21 protein-coding genes are annotated in these 20,621 nt (G+C 71.5%); 9 read left to right on the forward strand and 12 right to left on the reverse strand.

What is annotated here, in order from left to right; all coding sequences use genetic code 11:
- Nucleotides 1-8 precede the first annotated feature (8 nt).
- Nucleotides 9-581 (forward strand): TetR/AcrR family transcriptional regulator, encoded by a 573-nt coding sequence (locus A6A25_RS36450; protein WP_073898148.1) that lies wholly within the window; start codon nucleotides 9-11, stop codon nucleotides 579-581.
- A gap of 242 nt (nucleotides 582-823) precedes the next feature.
- Entirely contained in the window at nucleotides 824-1,003 is a 180-nt protein-coding gene (locus A6A25_RS36455) for a hypothetical protein (RefSeq protein WP_143193644.1), read from the forward strand.
- 1,262 nt (nucleotides 1,004-2,265) lie between these two features.
- Here the strand turns inward: A6A25_RS36455 and A6A25_RS36460 are convergent.
- The 7 genes from A6A25_RS36460 to A6A25_RS36490 form a co-directional block, all read right to left on the reverse strand.
- Nucleotides 2,266-3,759: a hypothetical protein gene (locus A6A25_RS36460; protein ID WP_143193646.1), complete on the reverse strand. Its 1,494-nt coding sequence runs from the start codon at nucleotides 3,757-3,759 to the stop codon at nucleotides 2,266-2,268.
- A gap of 162 nt (nucleotides 3,760-3,921) precedes the next feature.
- Nucleotides 3,922-4,731, reverse strand: coding sequence for a nitroreductase/quinone reductase family protein (locus tag A6A25_RS36465; protein ID WP_073898153.1), 810 nt, complete (start codon nucleotides 4,729-4,731; stop codon nucleotides 3,922-3,924).
- 423 nt (nucleotides 4,732-5,154) lie between these two features.
- Nucleotides 5,155-6,462, reverse strand: coding sequence for an ABC transporter permease (locus tag A6A25_RS36470; RefSeq protein WP_073898156.1), 1,308 nt, complete (start codon nucleotides 6,460-6,462; stop codon nucleotides 5,155-5,157).
- Nucleotides 6,459-7,196 (reverse strand): ABC transporter ATP-binding protein, encoded by a 738-nt coding sequence (locus A6A25_RS36475; RefSeq protein ID WP_241829107.1) that lies wholly within the window; start codon nucleotides 7,194-7,196, stop codon nucleotides 6,459-6,461. The genes A6A25_RS36470 and A6A25_RS36475 overlap by 4 nt, the downstream gene beginning before the upstream one ends.
- Nucleotides 7,193-8,176, reverse strand: a complete 984-nt coding sequence (locus A6A25_RS36480; RefSeq protein WP_073898202.1) for an efflux RND transporter periplasmic adaptor subunit — start codon at nucleotides 8,174-8,176, stop codon at nucleotides 7,193-7,195. Before A6A25_RS36480 ends, A6A25_RS36475 begins: the two co-directional genes overlap by 4 nt.
- 163 nt (nucleotides 8,177-8,339) lie before the next feature.
- Nucleotides 8,340-9,371: a GDSL-type esterase/lipase family protein gene (locus A6A25_RS36485; RefSeq protein ID WP_073898159.1), complete on the reverse strand. Its 1,032-nt coding sequence runs from the start codon at nucleotides 9,369-9,371 to the stop codon at nucleotides 8,340-8,342.
- A gap of 275 nt (nucleotides 9,372-9,646) precedes the next feature.
- Nucleotides 9,647-10,309 (reverse strand): hypothetical protein, encoded by a 663-nt coding sequence (locus A6A25_RS36490; RefSeq protein WP_073898162.1) that lies wholly within the window; start codon nucleotides 10,307-10,309, stop codon nucleotides 9,647-9,649.
- A gap of 153 nt (nucleotides 10,310-10,462) precedes the next feature.
- Between A6A25_RS36490 and A6A25_RS36495 the strand changes: the two genes are divergently transcribed.
- The 5 genes from A6A25_RS36495 to A6A25_RS36515 all read left to right on the forward strand — a co-directional run bounded on the left by A6A25_RS36495 (nucleotide 10,463) and on the right by A6A25_RS36515 (nucleotide 14,187).
- Nucleotides 10,463-10,834 carry an ArsR/SmtB family transcription factor gene (locus tag A6A25_RS36495; RefSeq protein ID WP_073898204.1) on the forward strand — a complete coding sequence of 124 codons (372 nt, stop codon included), beginning with the start codon at nucleotides 10,463-10,465 and terminating at the stop codon, nucleotides 10,832-10,834.
- 132 nt (nucleotides 10,835-10,966) lie between these two features.
- Complete coding sequence (locus tag A6A25_RS36500) at nucleotides 10,967-11,146, forward strand: hypothetical protein (RefSeq protein WP_073898206.1); 180 nt, start codon at nucleotides 10,967-10,969, stop codon at nucleotides 11,144-11,146.
- 132 nt (nucleotides 11,147-11,278) lie between these two features.
- On the forward strand, nucleotides 11,279-12,292 hold the full coding sequence (locus A6A25_RS36505) for a GNAT family N-acetyltransferase (RefSeq protein WP_073898165.1): 1,014 nt from the start codon (nucleotides 11,279-11,281) through the stop codon (nucleotides 12,290-12,292).
- 156 nt (nucleotides 12,293-12,448) lie between these two features.
- Complete coding sequence (locus A6A25_RS36510) at nucleotides 12,449-13,609, forward strand: L-histidine N(alpha)-methyltransferase (protein ID WP_073898168.1); 1,161 nt, start codon at nucleotides 12,449-12,451, stop codon at nucleotides 13,607-13,609.
- Nucleotides 13,610-13,614: 5 nt separating this feature from the next.
- Complete coding sequence (locus tag A6A25_RS36515; RefSeq protein ID WP_073898171.1) at nucleotides 13,615-14,187, forward strand: hypothetical protein; 573 nt, start codon at nucleotides 13,615-13,617, stop codon at nucleotides 14,185-14,187.
- A 127-nt stretch (nucleotides 14,188-14,314) separates the two neighbouring features.
- Here A6A25_RS36515 and A6A25_RS36520 read toward each other — a convergent pair whose 3' ends face one another.
- The 5 genes from A6A25_RS36520 to A6A25_RS45065 all read right to left on the reverse strand — a co-directional run bounded on the left by A6A25_RS36520 (nucleotide 14,315) and on the right by A6A25_RS45065 (nucleotide 18,472).
- The gene (locus A6A25_RS36520; RefSeq protein WP_073898174.1) at nucleotides 14,315-14,671 is read right to left on the reverse strand and encodes a DUF6292 family protein; all 357 of its coding nucleotides are present in this window, start codon (nucleotides 14,669-14,671) and stop codon (nucleotides 14,315-14,317) included.
- 111 nt (nucleotides 14,672-14,782) lie between these two features.
- Nucleotides 14,783-15,295: a hypothetical protein gene (locus A6A25_RS36525; protein ID WP_143193647.1), complete on the reverse strand. Its 513-nt coding sequence runs from the start codon at nucleotides 15,293-15,295 to the stop codon at nucleotides 14,783-14,785.
- A gap of 547 nt (nucleotides 15,296-15,842) precedes the next feature.
- The gene (locus A6A25_RS36530) at nucleotides 15,843-16,697 is read right to left on the reverse strand and encodes an NAD(P)-dependent oxidoreductase (protein ID WP_073898179.1); all 855 of its coding nucleotides are present in this window, start codon (nucleotides 16,695-16,697) and stop codon (nucleotides 15,843-15,845) included.
- Nucleotides 16,698-16,731: 34 nt separating this feature from the next.
- Nucleotides 16,732-18,222, reverse strand: coding sequence for an amidase (locus tag A6A25_RS36535; RefSeq protein WP_073898182.1), 1,491 nt, complete (start codon nucleotides 18,220-18,222; stop codon nucleotides 16,732-16,734).
- A gap of 76 nt (nucleotides 18,223-18,298) precedes the next feature.
- Nucleotides 18,299-18,472 carry a hypothetical protein gene (locus A6A25_RS45065; RefSeq protein WP_198932981.1) on the reverse strand — a complete coding sequence of 58 codons (174 nt, stop codon included), beginning with the start codon at nucleotides 18,470-18,472 and terminating at the stop codon, nucleotides 18,299-18,301.
- 17 nt (nucleotides 18,473-18,489) lie between these two features.
- On the opposite strand from A6A25_RS45065, the gene A6A25_RS36540 reads away from it, so the two are divergent.
- Entirely contained in the window at nucleotides 18,490-19,134 is a 645-nt protein-coding gene (locus A6A25_RS36540) for a hypothetical protein (protein WP_073898185.1), read from the forward strand.
- Nucleotides 19,135-19,603: 469 nt separating this feature from the next.
- Nucleotides 19,604-20,536 (forward strand): hypothetical protein, encoded by a 933-nt coding sequence (locus tag A6A25_RS36545; protein WP_143193648.1) that lies wholly within the window; start codon nucleotides 19,604-19,606, stop codon nucleotides 20,534-20,536.
- Nucleotides 20,537-20,621: the final 85 nt, after the last annotated feature.

Below are 20,621 nucleotides of genomic sequence, written 5' to 3' on the forward strand. Positions count from 1 at the left end.
TTACACTCATGCCTGCAGGATCGGGCGAACGTCGCCTGTCGACCGCCGAGGAACGTCGTGAGACGGTCCTGCGCACCGCTCTGGGCGCGTTCGCCGCCCGCGGCTACTACGGCACCACCACCGGCGAGGTCGCGAAGTCCGCCGGGATCTCGCAGGCCTACGTCTACCGGCTGTTCCCCGACAAGGAGGCGTTGTTCCTCTCCGTGGTGGAGCACTGCTTCGCGCGGATCCGGGAAAGCCTCGCCGACGGTGTCGCGGCGGCCAAGGGCAGCACGCCGGAGGCGGTCCTGCACGCGATGGGCGACGCCTACGCGCGGTTGATCTCGGAGGAGGACACGCTCCTGCGGGTCCAGATGCACGCCCAGTGCGCGGCGATCTCCGAGCCCGCCGTGCGCGAGGTCGTCCAGCGCGGGGTGGCGCGGACGGTCGAGTACGTGCGCGGCATGTCCGACGGCAGCGAGGAGCAGGTGCAGGACTTCTTCGCACGCGGCATGTTGTGCCACTTGGTGGTGGCGGTGGACGCGGACGCGGTCGACGCGCCTTGGGCGAAGACGTTGGCCAAGGGCATCCGCCACTACTGAGTCCGGTGTGGGGTTGGCGCGGTCGGAGCAAGTGGCTGATCAGACCTGACTTGGTGGCGTCCGTTCTGGTGATGGGCGACACTCCCGAACGTGCCTGCGACGGAGTTCGGCCGTTTCCGTTTCGGCGCCCACGTGGCCGGTGGCCCGAGCGAACCAGACACGGCCGCTTCCGGAAAGGACTTTCCCGTGCGGCAGTGAGTCGACGCGGCCTCCCGGTGGTCGGGGGCGTCAGTGTGACGGACGTGGACGTCCACTACCTGGACGGCACGTGGGTCGGCCGGCACCGGGGCGCCCACTTCGTCGGCAATCCGACGTGGACCACCATCAACCTGCGCACCCGCGCTGAGCTTCAGCGCACCCGCCACCTCGCCGCCAGCTCCTGGCTCGCCTCTCAGTCGATCCCGACGGCGGGGACCACTTAGGACCGACTTGCACCCCCAGCCGCACCGCGCAAAATAGAACCACCGTGCCGCCCTCGCACCAGCCCACTGTGGCCGGGGCGCACCGATGATCACCCCGATGGGTGACAACGCCGGGAAACTTTCCGCGCACCATCGACGTTGCCGGGTAAGAAGGAGGCGGCAAGGCACGGCGCGCGGCATGTGGGCAGCCCCTACCCCAGACCTGCGGTCCGCTTGCGATCGTGGCAGCTCAGGCCACAGCTCGGGGACGGTTACAGCTCGACTCGTCCGCAACCGAGAGCTCGAAACGGCCGCGAGCGAGAGCTCGGGAGTGCACGCAGGCGGGAGTGCACGCAGGCGGAAGCGGACGCTGGTGGTGGCGCGGGGTTACGCACGCCGGTCGCGCCACCGGATCGCCCGCCTGGAAGATCGCGCCCGTCTGGGATCGCCCCTAGGTCGTCGCCGGGCCGCCGCGCGGTTGGTCGCTGAGCTGGACGGCTTGGTCGATGCGCTGGATGAGGGCTGGGTTGGTCGGCTGGACGAGAGGTGGACCGGCGGGGCGGGTAGATCGCTTGCGGCGGGCGGACCGGCTGGGCGGTGGATGAGGTCGGTGGACGGCTGGGTTGGTCGAGCTGGGATCAGTAGGGCTGGGTGGACATCGACGGTGGGGTGGCTGGACGGTGGGGTGGCTGGACGGTGGGGTGGCTGGACGGTGGGGTGGCTGGCGGCGGAGCGAGGAGTCCGGGAGGTGGGAGGCCGTTGGCGGCGGGATGAGCTGGCGGGCGCGAGGTGAGGGCACGGGTCGACGGCGGCGCGAGGGAAGCGCGGGCGGGCGGTGGTGTGAGGAGAGCCGGGGCTGGGCGGGCGGTGGTGTGAGCACGGTGAGTCGCGAGGAGGGTGCGAGGCGCGCAGCCGTCGGCGACGAATGAAGCGGCTGTCGTCGGCGACGGATGAAGCTGCGGTGCGCGCGGCGGATGCGAGGCGCGCAGCCGTCGGCGACGGATGGAACGGTTGGCGTCTGCGGCGGATGAAGCGGCTGTGCGCGCGGCGGGTGTGAGGTGGGTAGCCGCCCTTGGGAAACGCGGCGCGCGCCACCCGAGCCGTCAAACCCCGGTGCCTCGCCCGGACCGGCGGACCGCAACGACACCGACAAACTCCACACGACGACGCCCTCGACACGACCAGACGATCTCGTCGAGGGCGTCGTCGTTGATCAATCCGCCAACAGCATCCCGTGTGGAGGGAGGCGGGCCGTTGGGGTGGTTGAGTGGGTGTGGTTTGGGTTAGCCGTTCGGGGTGGTGATCACGGCGAACTTGGCCCTCAGGGCGGCGTAGCGGGATTCCAGGTCGGTCAGGATCGTGTCGATCGGCACGTAGTTGTTCAGCTCACCGGCGTAGCAGACGCCGTGGCGGGCTTGTTGGCTGCCTTCCAGGATGCCCAGCGCGGTGTGGTCGACCTGGCTGAACAGTGGACCGCCGCTGTCACCCGCACGGGCGCAGATGTCGGTGTTGATGCCGACGTCGGTGGACAGGACGCGACCGCAGCGGGTGCCCACGAGGTAGCCCGCGCCGGCGCCGCTGTCGACGATGCCCGGGTAGTCGACCGAGCTGGCGCCGGAACCGGACGCGCACACCACCCAGCCCGCCTTGACCTCGGACAGCGGGTGGATACCGGTGATGTACTCGTCGACCGACGTGGCCTGCTCGCCGCACGGGGTGTCGGCGTTGCTGTCCGCGCCACCGTTGCGGCAGTACTTGAGGACGCGGTTGCGGCCCGTGTGGTTCTCCAGCCACGTGTGGCGGGTCGGGGTGTCGACGTACAGCACGGCCGCGTAGTCGTACGGGTACGAGTTCTTCTCGATGCCGTGCTGCTGCAACACGGGCACGCCGTTGTGCTGCGTCGGCGTGTTGTTGGTCTTGGTCGCCATGCAGTGGCCCGCGGTGAGCACCCATGCCTTGCCGGGGTGGCCGCCGCCGGTGGAGCGCAGGTTGAAGCCGGCCGTGCAGCCGCCCCACGTGCCGTTGTCCCGCTTCATGTCCAGCCGCAGACCGCCGCGCATGGGGCCGTGGTTCACGCAGGACAACGGGTGGCACACGCCGACGTCGGGGTAGGTGGCGGACATCGGCTGCGGCTTGGGCAGGACCTTCGCCCGCACCGCCACGCCGGAACCGCCGGACCTGCCGGAACCGTCGGGCTCGCCGGTCTCGTCGGCCAGCGCCCGCCGTGCCGCGTCAGCCTCCTGGGCCGCCGATGCCTTCTCCCGCGCGACCCACGAGCGCTCCCACAGGACGACCTCGTTGTCACGCTCGTTGACCGCGGGCAGGTACACCGCGTCGGCTCCGGCGCCGACCTTGGCGGCGATCCGGTCCTTGGCGGCGGTCAGGTCGGCCAACGAGTGCCGCACGGGCTGCGTGCGGACGTGCGCGCGGTCCGGCAGGTCCTTCAGGTGCCGGTCCGCGGCGGCCGGGTCGGTCATGGCCACCACCAGCTCGCCGGTGGTCTGGTCCAGCCACATGCCGCCGTACTCGGCCGGGTTCTCCGCGCGCAGCACGCGGTCCAGCCGCACGGCGTCGTTCTGCAGTTCGAGCCGGCGCAGCGCCTCCCGCTCGCTGACGCCGTAGCTGTCGACGAGGTACCGCACGGACTCCGCGACCGCCGCCGGGTTCAGCGTGGTGCGGGCCGACGGCGCGGCGGTGGCTCCCCCGGTCGCGCTCAGCGCGGTCGCCGTGACGACCAGCGAGGCGAACAGGGCCCCCAAGCCCCTTGCTCTACCCACGGACATCTCCTTGCTCGGTGGATCGGGAACATGAGTATTCAACCTGATGTGGACTGGTCACTTCGGTCGAGCCGGCGAGGACGGGTGGTTCTACTCACTACATGTCCTGGCGCGGGCGATCGGTTGTCACCGACGGCGCTGTGTCACCGGATCGGTTGACGATCACGCGTCGAGGAACGGGATCAGCTGTTCCTCCTCATAGGTCAGGTGTGCCTCCAGCTCGTCGATCAGCCGGTCCACGTCGGTGCGCAGCGTCGTGGCGTCACCGCGTTCGAGGGTCTGCTGGAGCTGTGCCAGCAGCGCGGCGAGGTGCTCGTGCTCGGCGCCGAGGCGGTCGAGGGTGGGTGTCAGTTCCGGGAACCGCTCGCGCAGCGCGGGGAACGTGCCGGTGTCCTCGGCCGTGTGGTGGAACCGCAGCCCTTGGCACGCGGTCAGGCAGTTGACCTTGAGCTGGGCGCCGAGCGTCCGGGACGAGGCCACTTCACGGCGGATGGTGGCCAGTTCGCGGCGGAACGCGTCGTGCACGAGCTTGAGCGCCGCGCCCCAGCTCGACGCGTTCGGCGGGCCGCCGGACACCTGCTTCAGCGCCACCACGGGGATCCGCCGGGTCGTCTTGGCCTGGTACTCGGCCCAGCCGGGGTCGGACTCGACCGCGCGCGCCCACAGCTCGTCGCGTTCCGCGCCGTCCAGCACGGTGGCCTCGGCGTCGTAGGTGAAGACGCCGTCCTCGACCTGGACCACCGGGTTGGCCACCAGGTTGTGGAACCAGTCGGGGTGCCGTGGTGAGCCACCGGCGGACGCGATGACGACGATCCGGTCGCCGTCGGGCAGGTAGCCGACGGGGTTGGTGTGCCGGGCGCCGGTCCGGGCGCCGGTCGTGGTCAGCAGGATGAGCCTGCCTCCTTCGAAGGGTCCGCCGACGCGGCCCGCGTTGGCGCGGAACTCGTCGATCACCTGCTGGTTGAAATCCATCTGCGGTTCTTCTCCTGATTTTGGGCATGACCGGATCACCACGGGTGAATGGCGCCGTGGTTTTCGGTGAAGGTTTTGTGGAGGCGCGCGGCCGAAGCGGTCCCCGGGACGGGGATCGCGGTATGAGGGCGAGCGCGGATGTGCGCCGAAGCGCTGGTGTGGGAGAACGGGTGCGTCGCGGCTACCTGCGCGGAAACCCGGGAAACCCTGGCGTGCGGCGGGCCTCTGGCCCACCCGGCGGTCAAACCTTGGCCGGGTGACTCTCTCGCTGATGGCCCATGGCCGACCCGGCAGTCACGGGCGTGAGCCTATCCGGCGAATGCGCGGTCGGGCAACTCCGGTGTTTGTGCGGCGATCGGTGACGTGCGCGGTCTTCCTTTTCTGCGCGGTGACGGGCGGGGAGTCGGCTTCGACGCACCGGGCTCAGGCGCGCATGACCGTGGCGATCGGGATGCGCGCCGCCCGCAGCGCCGGGACGAGGCCGCCGAGGATGCCCGCCACCAGGCCCGCGATCACCCCGGCCACGCCCGCCTGCCACGGGAACGCCGTGCCTTCCAGCGACGGGAACTGCGAGCCGAACAGGGTCAGCGCGACCTGGAGTCCCACCACGCCCGCGCCGATCGCCAACGCCGCGGTGAGCAGGCCGGTCAGCAGCGTCTCGGCCAGCACGATGCCCGCCAGCAGCAGCCGGGGCGTGCCGACGGCCCGGCGCAGCGCGAACTCCTCGACGCGCTCGCCGACGGTGGCGAGGCCGACGTTGAGGATGCCCGCCACGCCGATCAGCAGCACCAGCGCCGCCATGCCGAGGAAGATCCAGCGCATCAGCGCCAGCTCGGTGGACCTCTGCTTCAGCGTTTCCACCGTGCTGACGTGGATCTGGTCGGCGGGCGTGCCCGCGGCGACCAGCCTGGCGCGCAGCACGTGCTCGACCTCGACCGCCGACGGCGTCATGAGCACCTGCAGGCCGGGTCCCGACCTGGTGCCGCTCAGGCTGGTCGTGGGGAGCCAGTTCATCAGCTCGTCGGAGCGCACGTAGGCGGTGGGCTGGAAGCCGCCGTCGTCGATCACGCCGATGATCCGCGGTGTCGGGTTGGCCGTCGCACCGTCGACCCTCATCTCGGCGGGCACGTGGTAGCGGGTGAAGGCCTTGGCGGCTTCCTCGTTGAGCACGAGCCCCGGCGACAGCGACGGTTGCCCGCCGAAGTCGAGCCACCGGCCCTGGGACGGGCGGAACGGCCGGAACTGGCGGATGTCGCCGGTCAGGCCGACCAGTTGCAGTTCCACCGCCTGGCCGGGCGGTGCGCCGCTGGTGCCGTCGTCGATCGGGTAGCAGCCGTTCGCGTCGCACATCATCGACGGGCCGTAGCCGCCGGGCTGGTCGATCGGCCCGCCGCCCTCGTTGATCGGCTTCACGCCGGGTTCGCCGATGATCGCCCGCGTCATGGTCATCGCGACCGCGTCGGTGCGGCCCTCCAGCACCTCCAACGCGACCGGCACGGTCTGGCCCTCCGGCGACAGGTACATCTGCCGGGTGCCGTCCTTGCCCTGGTACAGCTCGATGTCGGCGAGCATGGCGCGGTTCGCGATCTCCGCGCCCGCCTGCACCACGACGACGGCGAGGACGCCGAGGAACAGGCTGACCATGGACAGGAACGTGCGCAGCTTGCGGGCCCGGATGCCCTGGCCGCCGATGATCAGCGAGGCCCGGAGCCTGCCGGAGAGCCTGATCACGCGACCACCCGCTGTCCGGCGGGGCGCAGCAGGCCGTCGGACAGGTGCAGCACGCGGCCCATCTTCGCCGCGTGGTCGTGGTCGTGGGTGACCAGCACGAGCCCGCAGCCCACGTCGGTGGCCTGGCGCAGCACTTCGACGACGAGGTTGCCGGTTTCGGTGTCAAGAGCGCCGGTCGGTTCGTCGGCGAGCAGGATGCGGGGTTCGCGCACGAGGGCGCGGGCGATGGCGACGCGTTGCTGTTCACCGCCGGACAGGCGGGGTGGCTTGTGCTTGGCCAGGTGGGCGATGCCGACGCGTTCCAGTGCCGCCAGGACCTTGGCCTTGCGCTTGCGCCGCGGCAGCCAGCCCTGGCCGTTGACCAGTGCCATGGCCACGTTCTGCGCCGCGGTGAGGTGCTTGAGCAGGAAGAAGCGCTGGAACACGAACCCGAACTCGGCGCTGCGCAGCGCGGCGGCCTTGCGCTCGGGGATGCGGGTGATGTCCCGCTCGCCCAGCAGGTACCGGCCGTCGTCGGGCCGGTCGAACAGGCCGATGAGGCTGAGCAGGGTGCTCTTGCCGGAGCCGGAGCGGCCGAGGATGGCGACGCTGTCGCCGGGGTGCACGGTCAGGTCGACGCCCGCGAGGATGGTGCGCGGCTGGTCCTGGCCCTTGAGGGTCTTGGTGACGCCGGTGAGGTGGATCAGCGGCGGTGCCGCCGGGGGTGGTGGCACGAGCAGGGGTGACGTGGTCACTTGCCGGCCCCCGACGGGATCGGGCCGCCCGCGGGTTCGCCCGGTGGCAGGTTCGGGCCGGGCACGGCGAGGGTCTCGTCGCCGGTGAGGCCGGACTTGATCTCCACGACCTTGCCGTCGGTGAGGCCGAGCACGACGTCGGTGGTCTGCTTGGAGCCGTCGGCGGCGACCACGTCGACCTTGCCCTTGCCCTGGCCGCCGGCGACCGCCTCGACCGGGACGACGAGCGCGTTCCGGGCGGACGCGGTGACCAGTTCGAGGGTGGCGGTGGCGCCGTTGATCAGCTTGACGTCGGCGGGCGCGGTGCAGACCAGGCGCAGGCCGGTCGGTTCGGAGGAGTTCTCGGGCGCCTGCGGTTGCCGCTGCTGTGGCGGTGCGGGCGTGTTGGCGCCGGTGGCCTCGGTGTCGGGCTCGGATTGCGCGGGCGGCGGCGCGGGGACGGTGCCGACGGGCAGTGCCGCGATCGTGCCGAGCAGGGTGCACGGGAACGGGCCGGGGCCGTTCTTGATCTGCGCCTGCACGGTGCCCTGCGCGGCGTCGGAGACCTGGTAGGCCTGCTCGCCGTCGAGGTCGGCGACGATGCCGTAGCCCGCGTACTTCGCCGACGCGATCGGCATGCCCGCGGTGACCTTGGCGCGGTCGTCGACCAGGCGTCCGCCGAACGTGGAGCCGGCGGGCACCTCGACGTTGGTGGGCTTGCCGTCCAGCCAGACCGTGGCGATCCGGGTCGGCTTGGTCGGCGTGCCGGTCGGTTCGGGCACGGTCCAGTAGCGCACCTCGCCCGCGACCGGCGCGACGATGCCGAACAGCGGGTTCATCGTGACCTTGCCGGTGAGGCTGACCTTGTTCGACAGGTCCTGCCTGGTCGGCTTGGCCGTGGTCTGCACGGTGCCGCGCGGCGCCAGCTCGGGGTTGAGCGGCTCGGCGCCGGTCGACGTGCACGCGGCCGCGGTGAACACCGCCGCGACCAGTCCGCACACGCGGACGAACGTATTCTCGGACACCGGTCCCCCCAAAGCGATTCCCCTATCCGGTCTCGCCAACTTACCCATATGACGCCGGCGGGATCATCGGGGTTGCGCGGCAACGCCGAAACCGCTCCCACCCCGGCCGGGGTGGGAGCGGTTCGTGGTGGTCAGGGCGTTATGCCACGGCGTGCAGGTTGCCGTCGGCGCCGGCGAGGCAGCGGGCCGAGCCGGTGCCGCCGTTGACGAACTCGGTGAGGCAGCGGCCGAGCTGCGCGTGGGCGGCGGCGTTCGGGTGGAACGACTGCTGGGCCAGGTGCAGGCCGATGGCGTCCAGGCCACCGGTCACCAGCGCGTACGGGTCGACGGTCAGCCTGCGCTGCCACTCACCCGCGGGGCTGTCGCCCTTGCTGCACGCCTCGCGGTTCTCGGTGGCGCGGGAGAGGTCCAGGAACTTCACGCCCGCCCGGGTCGCCACGCCGCGCAGCGCCTCGGACAGCTGCGGGACGGCGACCGTGCGGCCGTAGGCGGCGTCGGCGAGGCGCAGCGGGCAGCCCTGCGGGCCGTGGAGGTAGCGGTCCATCTTCTCGGTCACCGGCGAGGCGTAGGAGGTGAGGATCAGGTTGTAGGACGAGCCGGCGTACCCGGCCTGGGTCATGGCGGTGCGGACGTCGCGCAGGGCGTTCTCCACCTTCGGCGCCATCCCGGCCAGCCTGCCGGGCCACTCGCGTTCCAGCGTCGAGCGGCAGCTCGGGCCGAACGGGTTCACCCAGGCGGCGACGCAGTCGACCATGGTGTCGGCGAACCGCACGTCGTCGTTCGCGCCGACCTGCACCACGACCGTCGTGACGCGGTACTGGCGGGCGATGTCGATCAGCCGCCGCGCCTGGGAGCCCTCGGTGTAGTGCACGGTGTCGGCCAGCGACACGTTCGCCGAGTCGGCGCCCGAGCAGGCCAGGTTGAACGTCCGGTCGGCGAGCTGGGTGCGGTGGACCATGGCCTGGGTGGAGCGGTGGCACCAGTTGCCGTTCTGGCCTTCGGTGCCCGGTTCGTAGGACCCGGCGCCCTCGCCGGACATCGCGCTGTCGCCCAGGGACACGACGGCGGTCTGCCGGTCGTCCACGGCGGCGGCCGTGGTGGGGAGCGCGAGGAAGGTGGAGCCGGTGAGCAAGAGCGCGCCGACGACGGCGCCAACCTGTTTCCGCGACACCGCAGGCCTCCAAGGTGTTGCCGCCGAACGGACGTGATCCGACCGTAGGGCGCGCGTAACGTGCCGACAACGTCCGATCGGCTGCTTTGGCCGGGCCTTCGGCTGTCCGCAGGCCGGGTCGCGGTCCGGTGGCGTTCGTCCACAAAGGAACGTGATGGCGATCGGCCCGAGGTGCTCGGTGTCCGGTACACCTCGGCCTCTTCGGAGGAGTCGGTCGACCCGCTGTGGGCCCCGCCGCACCCCCGGTCCGGCGGCGGGGTCCACAGCTCATCGGATCAGCCCAGCCAGGGGCTGAAGTGGTCGGCCACGACCGTGGTCAGGCCGCCCACGCTGAGCCGTCCGTCGACCTCGATCACGCGCAGCCCCTGCTCCCGGGCCTTCTCCACCACGTCCTCGGCCAGCAGGCGGTCCCGTTCGAGCCGGTTCGCCTGTGCGCGTTCCGGGTCGCTCACCGCGGCGGACACCTGCGCCGCCCTGGGCAGTTCACGCAGCCGGCGTCGCCGGAACGCCTCGGTCGGCACCAGGAACACGGCCTGCCGCGGGTCGGTGAGCAGCGGCGCGACGAGTTCCGGCCGCAGACCCCACCCCTCGGCGACGAGCGGACGGCCGCTGGACAGGGCGCGCAGGTCGTCGAGCACCATCCCGAAGCGCTCGGCGTGGCCGCGCTTGGTGTTCTCGGCCATCTCCGCCGGTGACGGGCGCACCCACGTCGAGTCGGGGTCGTGCGCGTGCAACGTTTGCCACGCGTGCCGGTAGGGGTAGCGGCCGGCGTGCGCGAGGGCGCGGTCGTAGTGGCCCCGCGCGTCGTGATAGTCGTAATGGTAGGCGGTCAGTCCGAATCGGCGCGAGAGCAGCCACGCGACGGTCGACTTGCCCGCCCACTGCGCTCCGCCGATCCACAGGACAGTGCTGAGTTCACCTGAAGGTCCCCACCTCATGGTGGACAGGGTGACGCCTGCGAACCGCCGGAACAAGTCTTGTTTTTGCTGGTCAGAGATGGTTTAGTAGTTGTTGTCGGTTGAAGGTCCCCACCTCGGGCCGACACGGCGGAGTTGGCTCGCGACGGGTTCGCGCTCATTAGAGTGGGTGGCATGCACACCGCGTTGTCGGATTTCGACATGCCCAACGACGAGCAGGTCCACCTGGCCGCCGAGTCGTTCCGCCTGCTCGCCGACCCGACCCGGATCAAGGTGCTCTGGGCGCTGCTGCAGGGCGAGTCGTCGGTGGCCTGCCTCGCCGAGCTGGCGGGGGCCGCGCCGACCGCGGTCAGCCAGCACCTGGCCAAGCTGCGCCTCGCGGGTCTGGTGAAGGGCCGCCGGGAGGGCACGTTCGTGTACTACTCCGCGGCCAACGACCACGTGAAAGCCCTGTTGGCCCAAGCACTCTTCCACGCCGACCACGTCGACCGCGGCCTGACGCCCGCCGAGGACGCCGGGCCGGGAGCCGACCACCGCGGGCAGTGACCGGCGAGTTCACTCTTACGCAGCAACGAATCGGGCATATCAGTGCAGCTCACCGGGTATCCGGAGGTCCCCACCCGGTTCGACGAGGAGCAGGATCATGGGCACCTCAACCTTCTGTGTCGGGAGGTCGTGATGGCGCAGTCGCGGGACCTGATCGACATCCGCAGCGGAGACCTCTTCCACCAACCCGTCCCGTACGGCCTGGTGTACCCGACGTGCACGGCGGACGGTGAAGCGCCGCCCAGCCAGCGCGGCCGGACCTGGGAACACCTGGCCGCGTCGGGCCGCGTGCTGCAACCGGTGTCCCGGTGAAGCGCGGCGGCCGTTCCCCGAGGGGTCGTGGGCAATCGCCCGCGGCCCCTTTTTCGTTGCCGGAAACGGAAATCGGGCGACGGCGGTGCGGCGACCGGGATAGCGTGACCGCACAGGGGTGAAGGGGGCGCGGTGGAGTCGTTCGACCCGCATCACGCGGACGAGGCGGACCTGGCCGGGTACTTCCGGGTGGTGCGGGACAGCCACCTCGTCGACGAGGACCGGCCGGGTGAGCCGGTGCCGACGTTCGAGGACGTGGTCGCACGGCTGCGCCGGCCGTTCCCGGGTGTCGGTCCGGCGGGGCACTGGGTGGTGCGGGACGCGGGCGGGATCGTGGCGTTCGGGTACGCGCGGTTCCCCGAGGAGGAGAACAGCCACCTCGCGGTGGCCACGGTGGTCGTGCACCCGGAGCACCGCCGGCGGGGTGTCGCCACCCGGTTGCTGCGCGCGGTGCTGCCGCGGTTGCGGGAACGCGGGCGCACCGTGATCGAGGACTGGCGGCTGGTGGAGGGCCGTCCGGGCACGGACTGGGCGCTGCGGCTGGGGTTCCGGACGGTGCGGGCGTTGGCGCCCATGGTGATGGCGGTGGCCGACGCGGACCGGGCGCGGTGGCCGGTCGAGCTGCCCCCGGGGTACCGGGTCGAGCGGTGGATCGGCGCGGCGCCGGAGCGGGTCGTCGCCTCCTACGCCGCCGCGCGCAGCGCGATCCACGACGCGCCGATGGGCACGACCGAGTTCGCGCTTCCACAGTGGACGGTCGAGCGGGTGCGGGAGAACGAGGCGGAGCTGCGCGCCGAGGACGTGGAGCAGCGGGTGGTGGCGGCCGTGCACGAGGCGACCGGCGAGGTCGTCGGGCTGACCGAGGTGGTGTTGCTGCCACGCGAGCCGCACACGTCGCACCAGGGCGACACGGCGGTGCTCGCCGCGCACCGGGGTCGCGGGCTCGGTTCGGCCCTCAAGGGCGTGATGGCGCACTGGCTGGTCGAGGACCACCCCGACCTGGAGCACATGCACACGGTCACCAACGCCGACAACGAGCACATGATCCGGGTCAACCGCGAGCTGGGCATGACCGCCGAGCGCACCGAGCTGGTGGTCGCGCACGACGTCGATGCGCTGGCGGCCCGCCTCACCGACCGGGGCTGATGGCCGCCAGGCACACCGCGCGGTCCGGCTACAGGCGTCCGGCTGGGCGGAACCGGCCCCCGCGTGGTCGCCGACTCACCGGCCGTAGCGAAAAGCGGTCTGGTTGTCGGTGGTGATCGGTAGGCTTCGCGGGCGGACCACGGCGGAGGAGGTCGAGTGACGGCGAGCGACGGGCAGCTGGTCGGCGACCTGGCCAGGGCCATCGACGAGTCGGACTTCGCCTGGTCGCTGGTGCTCGTCGGCGAGGACCAGCGGGACAAGCTGGCCGCGTTGACCAGCGACCTGCTCGGCAAGCCGTCGTCCAACGGCGACGGCAAGCAGATCAGCTCCGGCTACGCCTATTGGGGCATCGGGCCCACGATCGCCTGGGCGCACGCCTGCGCCGACCCGTTCTACCTGGTGATGAAGCAGAGCCTGGACTCGTTCACCCGCCGGTGGGGCCGGGTGCGCGGCCGGATCGGCCAGGGGTTCCACCACGTCAGCTTCGGCGTCGGCACCGGGCACAAGGACCGGCTGATCCTGGAGCACCTGCTGGAGCGCAACCCGGGGCTGCTCTACCTGCCCGTGGACATGAGCTCGGAGATGCTGCGCCTCGGCACCCAGGAGGCCACCCACCGCGTCGGCCTGCGCGGGCACCGGGTGGTGCCGGTGCAGCTGGACTTCTCCATCACCGACAACCTGGCCGAGCTGCGGCAACTGGTCCACCGGCTGGTCGGTGACGAGCCGGTGCTGTACTCGCTGCTGGGCAACACGCTGGCGAACTTCGACCACGACGACGAGCTGCTCGCCAACCTGACCGCGCTGGCCCGGCCGCAGGACCTGTTCCTGCTGGAAGTCGCCACCACCGAGGCGTTGAACGACGACCTGGCCCGGGACGCGGTCGAGGAGTACGCCCGCAGCCGCGCCTACCGCGAGTTCGTGACCAGCGCGTTGCTGCACAACACCGACCTGACGATCAACGTGGACGCGGTGCAGTTCCGCGGCTCGGTCGAGGGCGACCGGGCGTTGAAGGTGAAGGTCGTCTACCAGAACCAGACCGGCGACGACATCCTGATGATGCTGCCGGACCGGACCAGGGTGGCGTTCCCGGACCGCGACACCATCCGGCTGTACCTGACCCGCAAGTACGCGCGCAAGGCGTTGGACCCGATCGTGCGCGCGGCCGGGATGCGCAAGGTCACCGGCACGCACTCCGACTTCGCGGTGCCGCGCTCGGCGCAGGGCTTCGGGATGGACCTGCTGCTGCTCGCGCCCGGTGAGCCGGTGCCCGCGCCGCGGCCGGACGACGACGTGGCCCGCGTCATCTGGGAGAACTGACGCCGATGACCCGCATCGCGATCACGGCGCTCACGTTCGGCGCGCTCGCGGTGGCGATGGCGCTGGGGGTGAGCTGGTTCGTCGTGTCGCCGCCCGGTGAGCGGTGGGAACCGGCGGTGAACTCGTTGGCGCTGCTCGCGGGCATCACCGGCATCTTCGCCGAGCGGTGGGCGTCGCAGCGCGAGCAGCGCAAGCAGGCGCTCGACTCGATCAGGCTGGAGATGGCGCGCAACCGGGAGACGCTCGACGGTGAGGCGTTCAGCGCGTCCGGCTCGCGCGGCAGGCGGGTGTACCCGAGGCTGGTGCAGTCGGCGGTCGACTCGGCGTTGTCGTCGGGTGCGCTCAGCCCGCACCGGGACGCCGAGCTGATCGACCTGCTGCACCGGTGGCGCACGGCCGTGGCGTCGGTGAACCGGCGGTTGGAGCTGACCGAGATGCTGGTGTTCACCAGCCCGTCCGACGAGAACGCCGAGCGGTTCCACGCCGCCCTGCACAGCGCGAGCAGCTTCTTCCAGGGTGTGCGGACGCTCCTGGACGAGGCACAGGCCACCCTCGGCGGGCCACCTGCGCGGCGTTGACGCTGGGCGTTGCGCTGGGTGTTCTTGCGCTGGGTGTTCTTGCGCTGGGTGTTCTTGCGCTGGGTGTTCTTGCGCTGGGTGTTCTTGCGCTGGGTGTTCTTGCGCTGGGTGTTCTTGCGCTGGGTGCTCAGCGCGCGACCAGGAGCTCGCGGTCGTCGTGCACGAGGTCCAGTCGATCGACCCACCGCGCCACCGCCACGGGCTCCGGCCGGGCCGGGCCACGCAGCCTGGCCAGCACGAACGGCGGCTCGGCACTGTCGCTCTCCACCGCCACCGACCAGCCGCGGCCCTCTTCCCACAGCAGTGCGACGTCCCGATCGGGGAACCCCGGCAGGTGACCGTCGAGGGCGAGGTAGGCACCCAACCGCGGGGTGTCGGCCTGCACGCACGAACACTCACCGCTCAACCCGAGCGCCCGCGTCACGTCCGAGACATAGGCCAGCAGCGCGCGTACCGCGCTCTCGTCATCGATCTCCCAGTCCATCACGCATCACCATCCCCGCCCCCGGAGGTTCGCTGGTCCACGCCGACCACGCGGCGCGATCCGGGGTAGCCCGATCGTGGGGTTTCGAAACCCGGACGTTCGGATTTTTTGTCAGGGACGTGGCGTGCCGACGGCGATCCCGGCGATGTCGTCCAGGTACGCCGAGGTGAACCCACCGGCCACGTTCTCCGCCTCGGCGATCACCACCGTCACGCCGTCGACCAGGTCGGAGTCGTAGTTGTGCGCGGTGAACGGGACGTCCGCGATCCTCAGCAACGAGCCCGACAGCGGCGTGATGTCACCCGTCCCGTGAATGTCCTCGACCCGCTTGAACTCCCGCGCCTTGTCCCGGTCGTCGAACTCCACCCAGGCCACGAGCACGACCGCCGTCCCACCCCTGTCGTCCGTGACGGTGAACAACATCCGGTCGAGCGCCACGCACGGCACCGCCTTCAACAACTCCCGCACCTGCCCGAACGAGTGGGACACGCACTCACCGTCCGCCCGAGTCACCCGATCGACCACGCGGAGCCCGGCGTCGCGCCACATCTCGTCCGGATCGTCCGGCACCAACCCACCGGCCCCCGCCGCGACCGCCCCGGCCAACGCCGCGGCAGCGATCACCCCACCCGACCCCACACCGCCCACCTCCACCGACCGGCACCCGACACCCACTGGTACCCGGTTCGACGGTAGCTCCCACCTGCCGGCCCTGGACACCCCCGGCCCCAGCAACCCTCAGCCCCTGCCCAGCCCCGACCCCAGGCACTCACTACCCGCCCCAACCCGACCCACGACGGACCCGCACCCACCGGGCCCCGAACCCGCGGTGGGCCTGCGCCCGCCACGCCCTGCCCCGCACCCACCGCACCGGGCCCCGCACCCGCGGGGCCTGCGCCCGCTACGCCCTGCCCCGCAGTGGGTCTGCGCCCGCATGCTCTGCTGTCGCGATGGGTCTGCGCTTGCCGTGGACGCGCGCGGCATGGGCCCGTCGCTGCTCATCGACCTCCAGCGCCCGCCTCAGACCACCCGCAGAGCCTCCGCCGACACCACTTGGACCCACCTGCCCACGCCTCCCCGCCGCCGGGCCGGCCGTTTTCTCCGGCTAACGTGAGAAATGCGATTTGGGTTGTCAAAGGTTGCACTCTTCGCCCAGAGGGGTGACACCCGATCAAGGCCCGAAAGCCTCGATCACGGCCGCCATGTCCGCCCCCTCCCCCACCCGCTCCGCGGCCACCCGGTACTGGTCGTGCAGCACCCGCATCAGCCGATCGTCGATCCCCGCCGCCGCCATCGCGGCCAGGATCAGCTCGCTGTCCTTGACCGCCCCGTCGACCCCGAACGACGGCGGGAACTCGCGGTCGATCATCGAGCGGCCCTTGACCTGCGCATACGTGCTGTCCACGGGGCCTCCGGCGATCGCCTCGAGGAACGCGTCGGGATCGAGCCCCAACCCTCGCGTCAACGCCACGGCCTGCGCGGTCGCGGCGGTGATCGAGAGGACCCACGAGTTGGCCGCCAGCTTCAGCCGCTGCCCATCGCCGGCACGGTCACCCGCCCACACCGTGCGCAGCGCGATCGCGTCGAACACGGGCGCGACGACGTCCCGCAACCCGACCGGCCCGGCCGCGAGCACCGTCAACTTCCCCTGCTCCGCGGGCGCACGAGTACCCAGCACGGGCGCGTCCACGAACGGCACGCCGTACGTCGCGGCCAGTTCCGCCAAGTGCTCCACCCCGGCCAACCCCACCGTGCCGCACTGCACCCACACCGCACCGTGCCCGACCGACGGCAACGCCTCGGCCATCACCCCCGCGGTCGCGTCGGCGTCGAACAGCATGGTGATCACGACGTCCGCGCCGACGACCGCGCTCTTCGGGTCGTCGGCGACCACCGCACCCTCGTCGGCCAGCGGACGCGCCTTGGCCACGCTGCGGTTCCACACCACGACGTCCACCTTGGACCGCAGCAGGCTCCGCGCCATCCCGGCGCCCATCAGACCCGTGCCCAACACCACCACGCGCATGGCCCCAAGATTCCACCACGGACGGTGGACCGCATCAGGAGGCCAGGTAGGTGGGTGCCCGACGGGCCCGCGCGGCCTGTTCGAACGCGGCGGCGAAGCGCAGCACGGTCGCGTCCGCCCGGTGACCCGCCATGAACGACACGCCGATCGGCAACGGCCCCGCGAACCCGGCGGGCACGGTCGCGTTCGGGTAGCCGGACACCGCCGCGGGCGTCGAGGAACCCAGCTCGAAAGCGTCACCGGTGCCGTACTCGGTCCGCCACGCCGGTCCGTTCGTCGGGGCCATGATCACGTCCAGCCGGTGCTCGGCGAGCACCTCGTCGATCGAACGGCGGGCGAGCGTGGTGGCGGTGCGGCGCTGGTCGGCGTACGTCGGGTCGGTCACCGGCGGCGCCTTCGCCGCCTCGACGAACAGCTCCTGCCCGAACTTGCCCAGCTCCACCGGGTCGGCCTCGTTGAACGCGATCAGCTCGGTCAACGTCCGCGGCACGCCCGGCCGGGTCTTCAGGTACCGCTCCAGGTCGTGCTTGAACTCGGTGATCAGCGCCGGGAACTCGGCGGCCTCGACCTGGTCCTGGTACGGCAGCTCGACCTCCACCACCACGGCACCGGACCGGCGCAGCACGTCCACCGCCGCCTGCACGACCCGGTCGGCTTCGGCGTTGCGCCCGGCCTTGCGCCACACGCCGACGCGCTTGCCGTGCAACGTCGCCGAGCCGAGGTCCGACGCGTAGTCGACGCCCTTGCCTTCCAGCGCGGACATCAGGATCGCCGCGTCCACGACGTGCCGTGCCATCGGGCCGGCGGTGTCCTGGTGGGACGAGATCGGCACGATGCCGTCGCCGCTGACCCGGCCGAGCGTGGGTTTGAGGCCGACGACGCCGTTCTGACCGGCGGGGCAGACGATGGAGCCGTCCGTCTCGGTGCCGACCGCGACCTGAGCCAACGACGCCGCCACGGCCGCGCCCGAGCCGGACGACGAGCCGCACGGGTTGCGGTCGAGCACGTAGGGGTTGTTGGTCTGGCCGCCGACCGCCGACCACCCGGAGGTGGAGGACGTGGAGCGGAAGTTGGCCCACTCCGACAGGTTCGTCTTGCCCAGCACCACGGCGCCCGCGGCACGCAGGCGGCGCACGAGTTCGGCGTCGTCGCGCGGTGGCACGCGCAGGGCGCGGGATCCGGCGGTGTTGCCCAGGTCCTTGGTGTCGATGTTGTCCTTCAGCAGGACCGGGATGCCGTCCATCGGGCCCTTGGTGCGTCCCTGCCTCCGTCGGCGGTCGCTCTCGGCGGCTTGGGCGAGCGCTTCGGGGTTCACCGCGACCACCGCGCGGACGTTGCGGTCGATCGTGTCGATGCGGCGCAGGTAGGCGCGGGTGAGGTCGACGGAGGTGAGGGTGCCCGCGTCCATCCGGCGGATCAGGTTCGGGATGGTGGCCGCGTCCAGGTTCGGGACCGGGCGGGTGCGGGCGTTGGCGGGCGGTGCGATGACGAGCACGCACAGCAGGGCCGCGAGCAGGGATCGCATGGTGGTAGCCCAGACCCGGGGACCGGTCCCGGTCAACCCGCCGTTGGTCGGCTGCTTCGGTTCCGGGTGTTGTGGATCAGGTGCGCGCGTCGCTTTCCCGGGCGGCGGCTTCGCGGACGCGGGCGTGCAGGCGTTCGCGGATCTCGTCGGGTGTGTAGGCGCGGCGCTTGCGTTCCGCGCGTGCAATCACCACTCCGGTCGCGGCGACACCCGCGACACCGGCCAGACCGAGCAGCTTCCACCAGCGCATCTGCCTAGGCTACCGGGATGGCTGGAACGAAGATCGGTCTGGACGAGGCGGTCGAGCTGACCCGTACCGGTGACGTGTGGTTGTTCCGCGGCAGCTCGGTCGCCGACCGCGCGATCCGCGTGACCACGAACAGCCCGGTCAACCACGTGGGCATGACCGTCGCCGTCGAGGACCTGCCGCCGTTGATGTGGCACGCCGAACTGGGCCGCTCGCTGCCGGACGTGTGGACCGGCACGCACCACCGGGGTGTGCAGTTGCACGACTTGCGGGAGGCGGTGCTGGTGTGGGCGCGCAAGTACGGGCAGCGGGCGTGGCTGCGGCAACTCGACCGGGCGACGACACGTGAGGAGGACGATGCCGTGCTGAAGACGGTGGCGCGGCTCAACGGGACGCCGTTCCCCTCCACGGCGCGGTTGGCGACGCGGTGGCTGCGGGGGCGGTTGCCGAACTTGCGCGGGTCTTCTTCCGAGGCGGCGTCTTTGGAGACGGCGTATTGCGCGGAGGTGGTCGCGGTGACGTACGAGGCCATGGGGCTGCTGCCGTCGGGGCGTCGGGCGAACTGGTACGACCCGGGGCGGTTCTGGAGCGGGGACGAGCTGGACCTGTCGGGGGATGCCCGGTTGGGTGAGGAGATCGCGGTGGAGATCCCGGTAAGTGAATAAGGACTGCTCGACTCACTCGACTGGGCGAAGAATGCAACCTTTGACAACCCAAATCGCATTTCTCACGTTAGCCGGAGAAAACGGCCGGCCCGGCGGCGGGGAGGCGTGGGCAGGTGGCGGGGAGGCGCTCGGTGGCGTTCGGTGCCGTTCGGTGGCGCGTCGGTGAGCGGCGGGCGGTCGCGGGGTTTGGCGGGGGTGGGCTTCATGCGGTGAGGGGTCGGTGCGGTGGATGGCCCGCGCGCAGCGACGCGCCGGTGGCCGCGGGGTGGGTGGTCTCGGTGCGGTGGCAGGTCGTCGGTGGCCGGGGCGCGGGTCCTCGCGCGGTGGTGGGTCGGTGGTGGGGTGCGGATCCACACGCGGCGGCGGACGGGTGGCGGGCGCGCGGATCCACACGCGGCGGCGCGTCGGTAGGTGGTGGCTTCGTTGAAAAGGGGCGTGCTGGGATGGGTTCCGCCCTACCATTCGGTTGGTGAACAAGCGTTCGAGCGTGGCGTTGGTCGCTGTCCTGTTGACCGGGTGCGTTGCGGAGGCCGGGGTGCCGCAGGCGGCGCCGGAGACCGGGTTGTTGGGTGCTCTGACGGGGGTTCGGGCCACTGCCGAGTCGTCCGTGCTGGTCGAGTACGGCGATGTGGCGGCGGTGCGGGCGTTGGTGGGCAAGGACGGCGAGCGCTTCCGCGGCCTGCAGGGTTACGGGTACTCCGATCTCGCCGGGCGCAGTCGGGTGTTGCCCGAGCTGGTGGGTTTCGACCCGGCGGAGGCCACGACGGCGTTGCGGGTGGGGCAGCCGCCGACGTGGGCGGCTGTGTTGCGGATGGATGTGGACGTGGCGGCGGTGGAGGGGAAGCTCGCTGGGTTGGGTGGGCGGCGGGAGGCTTCGGGGACTTGGGTCACCGGGGAGGACAACGAGATCGACCCCGACGGGCCGTTGGCGGAGGCCGGGATCGTGACCGGGTTCCAGCGGGTTCGGGTGGAGTCGGGGGCGGTGCGGCGGTCGGCTAGCGGGGAGGCGTTGAAGTGGGTCACCGAGGCGCCCGGGGACAAGTCGTTGGCCGACGACCCGATGATCGGTGAGCTGGCGCGGTGCCTGGGTGAGGTGTCGGCGGCGATGATCAGCAAGCCGAAGAGCGGGTTGCCGGTGGCGGCGGGGGTGCGGACGACGCCGGACGGGGAGGCGACCGAAGTCGTCTGCGTGCCGGACGAGAACCCCAAGGCGCTCATGGACCTCGTGCGGACGAACCTGGAGTCGGCGCCGTGGGCGGAGGTGCTGGCCGGTGCGTCGGTGGAGCAGCCCGCCGACCAGACCGGGGTGGTGCGGGTGCTCGCGCCGACCACGTCGGGTGCCCGGGTGGGTCGGGTGCTCGCCGCGTTGCAGCGTGGTGAGCTGTCGACGTTGTTCGACTGAACCCCGCCAACGGTGATCGTGGTCGGCGCACGCGCACGGCCTAGGCGGCGTCTCCTAATTGTGGGAAGCGGTGCGGCAGATCATG

Source organism: Saccharothrix sp. CB00851 (assembly GCF_001905065.1).
Classification (GTDB): Bacteria; Actinomycetota; Actinomycetes; order Mycobacteriales; family Pseudonocardiaceae; genus Actinosynnema.